The organism is Methylobacterium sp. WL116, from assembly GCF_008039455.1.
Classification (GTDB): domain Bacteria; phylum Pseudomonadota; class Alphaproteobacteria; order Rhizobiales; family Beijerinckiaceae; genus Methylobacterium.
Genome location: NZ_VRUV01000158.1, coordinates 1 through 8,735, shown reverse-complemented (window position 1 = coordinate 8,735; position 8,735 = coordinate 1). Strand labels below are relative to the sequence as shown.

The following is an 8,735-nucleotide window of genomic DNA, read 5'->3' as shown; positions in this document are numbered from 1 at the left end:
GGAAATAGGGGCTCTTTTGCAGCTACGGTTTCCTGAGCCCTGAGACGACCCGGTGCCATACTTGCATATAAAAAACTGAACCTTTGCATTCATGCAAGTGTTCAGCATGTCTACCAAGGGGGAGACATAAGTGTTTGACACAGCAACACTCGGCATCGTGATCGCTTGTGTTGCATGCAAGCGATGTTGAACCTGCGACATCTTGTGGCTTTCACCACTCGACTTGCCATGCTCTCACGTCGTCGTTGCCTTGCAAGGCACGACGCGAGTGGAGATTGTGATGCAGGATCAAGAGTTTATTGATGCTCTCGAAGCGGTGGCCGTTCAGCTTCTCCGCAGGGCTGATGCCCTCTCTGGCGATGACATGATGGAGCCATGCCATCTTGTGCTCACGAACGCCGCCACGGGCGTGCTCATCGCACTCAACGTCCTCAGCAAGGCAAGGCCATCAGCGATCGAAGCGCCGACTGCTCCGAGCATCCCGGTTAGCATTGCGGATCGCGCGATCCTCTCGCACCGCGCGGTCTGACTCCACCTGCCGGAGGCGGCTCAACTCATCCGCCTGTCGTTCCTGAGCACGGGCCGCGTCGCGCAAAGCGTTCGTGGCCCGTGTGTCGTCAAGGCTCTGTCCCGCCACAGGGGTGGCGATCAGTAGAAGCAGAGTGGCGAGGCGGTAGGTCGGCACGTCAATCCTCGGTGAGATGCTGATGAAAGATGCCACCGTGAGTCATGCTCACGGCTGCAAGCTCACTCTGTAGCTCAAGAGCGCGGACCCGATGATTTCGCGCCACGGCAGCAAGACCCTTGGCGATCAGGTCGTCGCCTAGGGCGCTTGCCTTCGCAGCGATAGCCCCAAGCTGGTCGGCAGAAGCCTCCTCGGTCTCGATACCGCTCGCTAGAATGCACATCAATTGTAGGACGGCTTCATGCATCGCGGCGAGATAGGCCGAGCCTCGCAACTGGCAAGCGGATCATGCCGCATACGGTGGCGTCGGTGCGATCAATCCGAGGTAGGACGACCACACGCGGCGCTTGTCGAGAGCGGCGAGCTTTTCCAGGGCTTGTAGAGCCGAACCTAGGAAACTCGCGTCATCCTCGGCACAGCGTAGGGCGCGGGTGACGGTTTCGCCGCGCGAGCCGGCCACAAGCTGGACGATGGCCCGAAGGCCCCGGAGGCGTGCGACGCGCTCGCATGCCGTGATGGCCGGATCGAACGGCCCCCAGTGATCTGACGATTTCATTTTTCTTCTCATTGGAAGCCGGAATTGATGTCCGGCCGCTGATTTGGGGCTTGCCTAACAACTCCATACCGACGTATGGTCTTGTCAGTCCGGTGGAGATGCCCTGATGTCCGACGCCCTTCGCCCCCTTGTTGCCTACCTCCGGGTCTCCACGGATCGTCAGGGCAAGAGCGGTCTCGGGATCGCGGCACAGCGCCGGGCTATCGAGGTGTTTGCTGAGGCCAACGGGTTCGAGGTCGTTGCCGAGTTCGAGGAACATGAGTCCGGCAAGGGTACCGATGCCTTGGATCGTCGCCCCAAGCTCGCCACTGCCCTCGCCGCCGCGCGCAAGGCCAAGTGCGCCGTCATCGTCGCCAAGCTGGACCGTCTGTCCCGCGACGTGGCGTTCATCGCCGGCCTTATGGCTCAGCGGGTGCCGTTCTTCGTCGCGGAGCTTGGAGAGAACGTCGATCCGTTCATGCTCCACATCTATGCCGCCCTCGGTGAGAAGGAGCGGGCCATGATTTCGGATCGCACCCGCAAGGCTCTCGCTGAGAAGAAAGCCTCCGGCATGATCCTCGGAAACCGGACGAACCTCGCAGAGGCCAGCGCCAAGGGTGCCGATGCCAACCGCGCCGGCGCCGACGCCTTCGCCGCCAACGTCCTCCCGATCATCGCCAGCATTCGCGCCAACGGGTTCGAGACCAACACCGCCATCGCTACCGAGTTGAACGCACGGCGGGTTCGGACGGCTCGTGACGGCGTGTGGAGCGCCGTTCAGGTTCGGCGCATCCTGGATCGCTCTGCATGAACAATAATGGACCGTCTCGGAGAACCGTTCAAACCAAGGAAGGCAAGGGACAAGGCGTCCCCCTTGTTCGATGAGGGGAGGGAAGCGCTAATGTATTTCACTTCCTCTTAGTTCTAGGCGCCCTCCAATTTCCGGGAAATAGCCCCTCCCTAGCTTTAATCTTTGCAACACGATTATTTGCCCGCTCTTGCGCGTCGGCACTGTCATCTGGATCGATCATCTGAGAGCGGGCGCTCCGCCGAAGCGTAGTATCGATGTCGTCCAGCAAATCTTCCGCAAGGCTTCGGGCCCGACCTATCGATGATAACGCCTGCCCCCGCACACCATGCGGAAGCTGATCTAATTCAAAATTACGTAAGCCGATGACTCCTTCTTCGACAAGTTGAGAACAACTCGTCAAACGCTTTCTGATGTCGCGCAATCTCCTTAACCGACCGCTGTTAAGGTCGAGTTCATCAATTGTAAATTCACCGACTTCAGTCTTTGACTCAAGTTCAACATCCTCGCATTTAAAGTGCTGACTTCTGACATCTTGATCAGATCTAAAATAACGGAAGCCGGCCTTTATGGCTGCTTCTGAGGGAATGCGATCTGACTTGCGCATATTGCACGGGTCGCATGCCCACATAAGGTTTTCGTATGCGTTGACCAAGTCCGGCCTCGAAGCGCGAGGATAGTAATGATCGATTGCATATCGAACAGCCTGCGCTTCCGCTTCAGTCATTGTACAGTAACAGCAGGAATAGAAGAAATCATGTCGCAATACCTCACGGTAATCCGAATAGCTACTCCGTTTCTCTACGTCTGATCTAACTACCAACTCATGAGAGTCGCCATGAACAGATAACTCTTTGGACTTTGTCATACGATCTTATCTTCTCCGGCCCCTTTGTTGACCGGTAAGCTTACTCTTCAATACAGCCATTTCTTTAATGAGCCGCTCAACGGCAATGACCTTCTCTTCGAGGAGATCAAAGCTTGTACCATATTTTGCGTCTTCAATCCTATCGAGTGACCATCTGACATACGCTAATTTATTAATCTCTTCCTGGCGGATCTCGCCAGCGTATTTCTTATCGAGCAATGCCCGACGAGTGCGCTCAAGCTTGTCTATTTCACCCTGCGAAACATTAGCAGTATGAACACGTGCCGCGATTTTAGATGTGGCTGCATAATTTCGTGCGTCAAAAGTTGGCAGGCTCAGGGCCTCTACCGCGGTGTTATGAGCCTCGAAATTTGACGAAGGCGTGCGTACACCATTGTACGTGTCACCCCGCGGGGAGTACGACTCCGCGACATTATCGTTTTGAAGTGCTGCTGAGGAGCTTCTCATCCCATTCGTTCCCTTCGGCAATAGCCTCAAAATATGCCAGTGCGGCACGCTGAGCAAGCCTTACGGTATCCTGCACCTGCTTCCTCTCTATCGATTTTCCGCTTAAGTATAGGCGTTGCCAGTCAAAGGAAAAATTAATCAAATCTTCATGCTCATCACCTTTGACAATCGTGTATATACAACGGTCTTCTTCTGTTTCAGATTTTTTTAAAGTAGCAGTTATCTGCATATGATACGAGGAAAGTTTATTATTCCAGGGACGACCTAAGTACATTAAGAGTTTCGCTACACCAGGAGGCATGTCTTCTTGGTTTGTTACGGACGTAGTGACCATTCCAATACGTTTTAACTTTCGTCCAGCCTCGTTTGGTACGGATACTAATAGTTCGATAGCTTTTTCGACTGTTCTATCTAGAAGTATGCTATACGGCGCATCTTCTGAAGTCGTTTCTACGCGAGGCAAGCCGCCGCTAGTCAGCTTGGCTCTAACCTTGTGCATAAAAGCTACCGAAATTTTCGTAGGATCAATGCTATATGTGTATCCATCCTCGCCTGAAAATTGAACAGCAAACGACTCATGCTTCTCCATAGTAAATTTTGCTTTATCTTGATCGTAATAGCTGTTAGTGATGGCAGTCAACGAGCCAAGCAAAGTATCGCCCGACAAGAAGTTTGGGTCGAGCTTGAAGCCAACGGTTGGCGTCGAAGCTAATTTATCGCACCAGCTTGCCATTAAAAATCCTACTCTGGTCCGCCCTAGGCGTGGCCGGTTGCCGTGGCTCTGGTAAATTCGGTTGCCGCTTGTGGCGCGGTTGCCGGCCTTTGATACTCGTAAATGGTGAGGCGAGCTATTGCCCTCATTACAGTGCGTAGGTCCCGATCCTGGAAATGCCGTTCTACGTGGCTACTGTCGCGGACCTGTGACATTGAGGCAGGCTACGTCGGCAAATTCATGCCGTCGGCGGTTGTCTCAACATTCAACGTGCGTTCATAGCAAGGCGGCGCAAAGCATGTCAGTCTATCGACCGAAGGACCGCAACGGCAAAGAAGCGGACGTATACAAGTTCGATTTTCAGCATGCCGGCCGCAGGTATTCGGGCTCTACTGGCGCAACTATTGAAAGAGAAGCACTTCGCGTTGAGAAGGCTGAGCGCGAGAAAGCCAAGCAAGAGGTGAAGCTCATCAAGCAGGCTAACGGTGCGCTCTGGACCTGGGGCGAGGCCGGGATCACCTACTTCAAGGAGGTTCTCAACGAGACCTTCGATGCGACCTCGAAGAGTTGGTATCTTTGGCTACAGGACGAGATCGGCCTGTCCACGCCAATCCGGGACATCGACACCGCGTTCGTGCAGCGCCTGATGATACACAAGCTGGCGACTGCGAAGGGGAGGGATGGCGGTCAGGTCTCCAATGCGACCCTGAACCGAACCGTCCAGGAGCCAATCCAGCGCATCCTTCGCCACGCACACAACGTCCATGGCCAGCCGGTCGCGAAGATCCTCTGGAAGTCCATCCGGCGCAAGGAGCCGAAGGTTCGCATCCGCGAGCTGCGTGGTGACGAAGAGACCCAGCTGATGGCTCACATCCGCGAGGATTGGCGGCCCCTGTTCCGCTTCTGCATGATCTCAGGCTTCCGTATCCACGAAGCGGTCAACCTGCGCTGGCGCGATGTCGATGTCGCGAACCGGGTGATGTACGTCTTCGGCAAGGGCGAGAAGCCGGCCACCGTCCCGATGCCGCCGTCGATCTCAGCGATCCTCGAACCGCTGCGGGGGCATCACCCCGAGTTTGTGTTCACCTACATCTCAAAGCGATCCACCGACAACCACGGGATGCTCGGCCTCACGTTCGTCAAGGGCCAGCGCTACCCGATGACGGTGAAGGGCGCGAAGAAGATGTTCATCACCTTCCGCGACCGCGCCGGCCTTCACGATTTCCGGCTCCACGACCTACGGCACACCGCTCTGTCCCGGATCGTTCGAGCCACGAAAGACCTACAAGCGGCTCAGCGCATTGGCAGGCATGAAAACATCAACACCACGATGCGGTATGCACACATTCTCGACGAGGACGTTTTCGCCGCGATGGAGGCTGGAGCGCAGCTTTCGGCGACCACCGCTGTCGTGGGACAGGATGCAGGAAGTCCCACGAAAAGTCCCACGACACCCGCGAGTGCCAGAAAAAGCCTATTGAAATCAGTTGCTTAGGAAAGTTGGCGACAAGGACATCCCGCAGGTGGCGGAGATCTTCGGGACGAAGCTCTGAGACTGCAAGCCCTCCCCCCGCACCCAAGTCGGGCCTGCCCGACTTGGGCACACGGGGTGCGGATCTCGGGCGAGCACGAGATCCGTCGGGGAAGGGAAGAGCCGGTCCTACACCACCACCGTGATCGCCTGCGCCGCGCGGGTCAGGCCGGTGTAGAGCCACCGCGCCCGGTGCTCGCGGAAGGCGAACGATTCGTCGAACAGCACCACCTTGTCCCACTGCGAGCCCTGCGCCTTGTGGACGGTGAGGGCGTAGCCGTAGGTGAACTCGTCGGTCTCCCGGCGCAGGAAGGCCGGGATCTCCTCCTCCGACCCGGAAATCACGGCGCGTAAAACCTTGATGTCGATGGCGCGCTTGCGCGTGCCGGCGTCGTCCTCCGGCACCACGTCGAGGCGGATCGTGTCGGGGCGGGGCGGTGCGCGCAGGGCCTGCACGGTCCAGGTCGAGCCGTTGAGCAGGCCCTTGGTGCGGTCGTTGCGCAGGCAGACCAGCTTCTCGCCCACCGCCGGCATCGGGTCGACGTGGCCGGCCAGCTCCCGCAGCCGCCCGTTGTAGAGACGGCGGGTCTTGTTCATGCCCACCAGCACCTGGTCGCAGTCGAGCACCTGGGTCGGGTCGATGGCGCGGCGCGAGACCACGCGGCTGGCGCCGTACTCGCCGAGCGCGAGCCGGCCGCCCTCGCGCACCGTCATCGCCATGCGCACGATCGGGTCGTCCTTGGCCTGGCGGTGGACCTCGGTCAGCATCACGTCGGGCTCGGCCTCGGTGAAGAAGCCACCGCCGCGCACCGGCGGCAGCTGCGCCGGGTCGCCGAGCACCAGCACCGGCTTGTCGAACGACAGCAGGTCGTGGCCGAGGTCGGAATCGACCATCGAGCACTCGTCGATGACGATGAGGTCGGCCTTGGCCGCCGGCCCGGCGCGGTTCAGCGAGAAGGCGGGGCCGCCCTCTTCCGTCTCCTTGGTGCGGTAGATCAGCGAGTGGATCGTCGCGGCGTCCTGGCAGCCCTTCTGGCGCATCACCGAGGCCGCCTTGCCGGTGAAGGCGCCGAACACCACCGAGCCGTCGACGTCGTCGGCGATGCGGCGGGCCAGCGTGGTCTTGCCGGTGCCGGCGTAGCCGAACAGCCGGAACACCTGGGCGGCGCCCTTGTCCTTGCGCCAGGCGGCGATGGCCTTCAGCGCCGCGTCCTGCTGCGGGGCGAAGCTTTTGGGGAGGCCCTCGCTCACGGCCAGCGCACGGTCGGCGGCAGCGACGACAGGATCGAGGCGACGTTGCCGCCGGTCTTCAGGCCGAAGATCGTGCCGCGGTCGTGGAGCAGGTTGAACTCGACGTAGCGCCCGCGCCGCACCTGCTGCTCCAGCCGGTCGGCCTCGGTCCAGGGCGTCGCGACGTTGCGCCGGACGATCTCGGGATAGGCCGCGAGGAAGGCGCCGCCGACGTCGCGGGTGTAGGCGAGGTCGGCCTGCGGGTCGCCGGTCCAGTGGTAGTCGTAGAAGATCCCACCGACGCCGCGGGGCTCCTTGCGGTGCGGCAGGTAGAAGTATTCCTCGCACCACTGCTTGTACTTGTCGTAGTTCGCCGCCGGGGCGTGGGCGTCGCAGGCTGCCTTGAGGCAGGCGTGGAAGTGCTGCGTGTCGGGGTCGTCCTGCGTCCGCCGGCGCTCGAGCACCGGGGTGAGGTCGGCCCCGCCGCCGAACCACGTCTTCGTCGTTACCACGAAGCGGGTGTTCATGTGGACCGTCGGCACGTTCGGGTTCCACGGATGCGCGATCAGCGAGATGCCGGTGGCGAAGAAGCGCGGATCCTCCGCAGCGCCCGGCATCTGGGCGCGGAACTCCGGCGCGAACTCGCCGTGCACCGCCGAGACGTGGACGCCGGCCTTCTCGAACACCCGGCCGTGCAGCATCGCCATGGTGCCGCCGCCACCGGGCCGGCCGGTGTGGTCGGTCCGCTCCCAGGGGGTTTTTTCGAAGTGCCCAGCCGCAGCGGGTGCGTCCGGATGGAACGGCCCCTCGGCCTCGGCCTCCAAGGTCTCGAGCGCGCCGACGATGCGGTCGCGCAGCGTCGTGAACCACGCGGTCGCCTCGGCCTTGAGCGCCGTGACGTCGGCCTCGGGCAGGCGGGGGCGGGCTGTCTCGGTGTCCGGCATCGTCATGGACGGGATGTCCCACTCCGCCCCGGCGGCGTCAATTCACGCATCGCGAAACCGGGCTTCGACCCGCGCTTGACTTCGAGCGCGCTCGAAGCCGTAGCCTCGATGGCATCGTGGCGAGGGCCCAAAGGGTCAAAGGGCCGAGAGGCAAGCGGTGCATGCGGATCGGCGAACTCGCCAAACGCTCGGGCCTGACGGCCCACACCCTCCGCTACGACGAGCGGATCGGGCTGCTGCCGTTCGTCGAGCGGGACGCCGCGGGGCACCGGGACTACGACGGGTCGATCCTGGCCTGGATCGGCTTCCTCGACCGTCTCAAGACCACCGGCATGCCGATCCGGACGATGCTGCATTATGCGGCCCTGCGGCGCGCCGGACCGGCGACGGCTCCGGAACGGCGCCTGCTGCTCGAACGGCATCGCGCGCAGGTCCGCACGCACGTCGCCGCGTTGCAGGACGCCCTGGCCGCCCTCGACACGAAAATCGCCGGCTATGCCTGCTCGACCGAAGGGATGCACGATGACGACCGACCAGAGCCCGACCCCGGAAAGCCGCTACGCGCGGGGCGCCCGCGCGCTCGCTGAGATCGACGGGCAGGCCGGGGAGCACGTGATCGCGGCGCTGTCCGGCATCGCCCCGGATTTCGCCCGCTACCTGATCGAGTTCCCGTTCGGCGACATCTACAGCCGCCCCGGCCTCGACCTGCGATCGCGGGAGATCGCCACGATCGCGGCGCTGACGGCGATGGGCAACGCCGCGCCGCAGCTTAAGGTCCACATCGAGGCGGGCCTGAACGTCGGCCTGTCCCGCGACGAGATCACCGAGGTGATCATGCAGATGGCGGTCTATGCCGGCTTCCCGGCCGCCCTCAACGGCCTGTTCGCCGCCAAGGAGGTCTTCGCGGCCCGCGCGCCGGCGTGACGCCGATCGCGCGGGCGCGAGCCACCGCCC

General features: G+C 61.1%; 12 protein-coding genes. 5 read left to right on the top strand and 7 right to left on the bottom strand.

Translation table 11 applies throughout. The features are described 5' to 3' along the window. Positions 1-280: 280 nt before the first annotated feature. On the top strand, positions 281-529 hold the full coding sequence (locus FV223_RS13410; protein WP_147727520.1) for a hypothetical protein: 249 nt from the start codon (positions 281-283) through the stop codon (positions 527-529). A 157-nt stretch (positions 530-686) separates the two neighbouring features. On the opposite strand, the gene FV223_RS13405 is transcribed toward FV223_RS13410, so the two are convergent. Then, complete coding sequence (locus FV223_RS13405; protein ID WP_147727519.1) at positions 687-932, bottom strand: hypothetical protein; 246 nt, start codon at positions 930-932, stop codon at positions 687-689. A gap of 39 nt (positions 933-971) precedes the next feature. Beyond that, positions 972-1,241 (bottom strand): hypothetical protein, encoded by a 270-nt coding sequence (locus tag FV223_RS13400; RefSeq protein WP_187276135.1) that lies wholly within the window; start codon positions 1,239-1,241, stop codon positions 972-974. Positions 1,242-1,347: 106 nt separating this feature from the next. Here FV223_RS13400 and FV223_RS13395 point away from each other — a divergent pair, with 106 nt between their 5' ends. After that, positions 1,348-2,031 carry a recombinase family protein gene (locus tag FV223_RS13395; RefSeq protein ID WP_147727518.1) on the top strand — a complete coding sequence of 228 codons (684 nt, stop codon included), beginning with the start codon at positions 1,348-1,350 and terminating at the stop codon, positions 2,029-2,031. A 97-nt stretch (positions 2,032-2,128) separates the two neighbouring features. Here FV223_RS13395 and FV223_RS13390 read toward each other — a convergent pair whose 3' ends face one another. The 3 genes from FV223_RS13390 to FV223_RS13380 form a co-directional block, all read right to left on the bottom strand. Beyond that, the gene (locus FV223_RS13390; protein WP_246689674.1) at positions 2,129-2,635 is read right to left on the bottom strand and encodes a hypothetical protein; all 507 of its coding nucleotides are present in this window, start codon (positions 2,633-2,635) and stop codon (positions 2,129-2,131) included. A 267-nt stretch (positions 2,636-2,902) separates the two neighbouring features. After that, complete coding sequence (locus FV223_RS13385) at positions 2,903-3,364, bottom strand: hypothetical protein (protein WP_147727516.1); 462 nt, start codon at positions 3,362-3,364, stop codon at positions 2,903-2,905. Further along, entirely contained in the window at positions 3,330-4,097 is a 768-nt protein-coding gene (locus FV223_RS13380; RefSeq protein ID WP_147727515.1) for a hypothetical protein, read from the bottom strand. Before FV223_RS13380 ends, FV223_RS13385 begins: the two co-directional genes overlap by 35 nt. A 277-nt stretch (positions 4,098-4,374) precedes the next feature. Here FV223_RS13380 and FV223_RS13375 point away from each other — a divergent pair, with 277 nt between their 5' ends. Continuing rightward, a complete protein-coding gene (locus FV223_RS13375) occupies positions 4,375-5,571 on the top strand; it encodes a site-specific integrase (RefSeq protein WP_147727514.1) in 1,197 nt (398 codons plus the stop codon). A 165-nt stretch (positions 5,572-5,736) separates the two neighbouring features. Here FV223_RS13375 and FV223_RS13370 read toward each other — a convergent pair whose 3' ends face one another. Beyond that, positions 5,737-6,858, bottom strand: coding sequence for an AAA family ATPase (locus tag FV223_RS13370; RefSeq protein WP_147727513.1), 1,122 nt, complete (start codon positions 6,856-6,858; stop codon positions 5,737-5,739). Then, positions 6,855-7,781, bottom strand: a complete 927-nt coding sequence (hemF, locus tag FV223_RS13365) for an oxygen-dependent coproporphyrinogen oxidase (RefSeq protein WP_243937862.1) — start codon at positions 7,779-7,781, stop codon at positions 6,855-6,857. Before hemF ends, FV223_RS13370 begins: the two co-directional genes overlap by 4 nt. A 161-nt stretch (positions 7,782-7,942) precedes the next feature. On the opposite strand from hemF, the gene FV223_RS13360 reads away from it, so the two are divergent. Both FV223_RS13360 and FV223_RS13355 read left to right on the top strand, forming a co-directional pair. Next, complete coding sequence (locus FV223_RS13360) at positions 7,943-8,368, top strand: MerR family transcriptional regulator (RefSeq protein ID WP_147727511.1); 426 nt, start codon at positions 7,943-7,945, stop codon at positions 8,366-8,368. Beyond that, a complete protein-coding gene (locus FV223_RS13355; protein ID WP_147727510.1) occupies positions 8,304-8,705 on the top strand; it encodes a carboxymuconolactone decarboxylase family protein in 402 nt (133 codons plus the stop codon). Before FV223_RS13360 ends, FV223_RS13355 begins: the two co-directional genes overlap by 65 nt. Positions 8,706-8,735: the final 30 nt, after the last annotated feature.

Coding starts and splice junctions, on each gene's coding strand:
- FV223_RS13390 (WP_246689674.1), bottom strand. CDS start 2,635: ATGCGCAAGTCAGATCGCATTCCCTCAGAAGCAGCCATAAAGGCCGGC.
- FV223_RS13410 (WP_147727520.1), top strand. CDS start 281: ATGCAGGATCAAGAGTTTATTGATGCTCTCGAAGCGGTGGCCGTTCAG.
- FV223_RS13385 (WP_147727516.1), bottom strand. CDS start 3,364: ATGAGAAGCTCCTCAGCAGCACTTCAAAACGATAATGTCGCGGAGTCG.
- hemF (WP_243937862.1), bottom strand. CDS start 7,781: ATGCCGGACACCGAGACAGCCCGCCCCCGCCTGCCCGAGGCCGACGTC.
- FV223_RS13405 (WP_147727519.1), bottom strand. CDS start 932: ATGCATGAAGCCGTCCTACAATTGATGTGCATTCTAGCGAGCGGTATC.
- FV223_RS13360 (WP_147727511.1), top strand. CDS start 7,943: ATGCGGATCGGCGAACTCGCCAAACGCTCGGGCCTGACGGCCCACACC.
- FV223_RS13380 (WP_147727515.1), bottom strand. CDS start 4,097: ATGGCAAGCTGGTGCGATAAATTAGCTTCGACGCCAACCGTTGGCTTC.
- FV223_RS13395 (WP_147727518.1), top strand. CDS start 1,348: ATGTCCGACGCCCTTCGCCCCCTTGTTGCCTACCTCCGGGTCTCCACG.
- FV223_RS13375 (WP_147727514.1), top strand. CDS start 4,375: ATGTCAGTCTATCGACCGAAGGACCGCAACGGCAAAGAAGCGGACGTA.
- FV223_RS13400 (WP_187276135.1), bottom strand. CDS start 1,241: ATGAAATCGTCAGATCACTGGGGGCCGTTCGATCCGGCCATCACGGCA.
- FV223_RS13355 (WP_147727510.1), top strand. CDS start 8,304: ATGACGACCGACCAGAGCCCGACCCCGGAAAGCCGCTACGCGCGGGGC.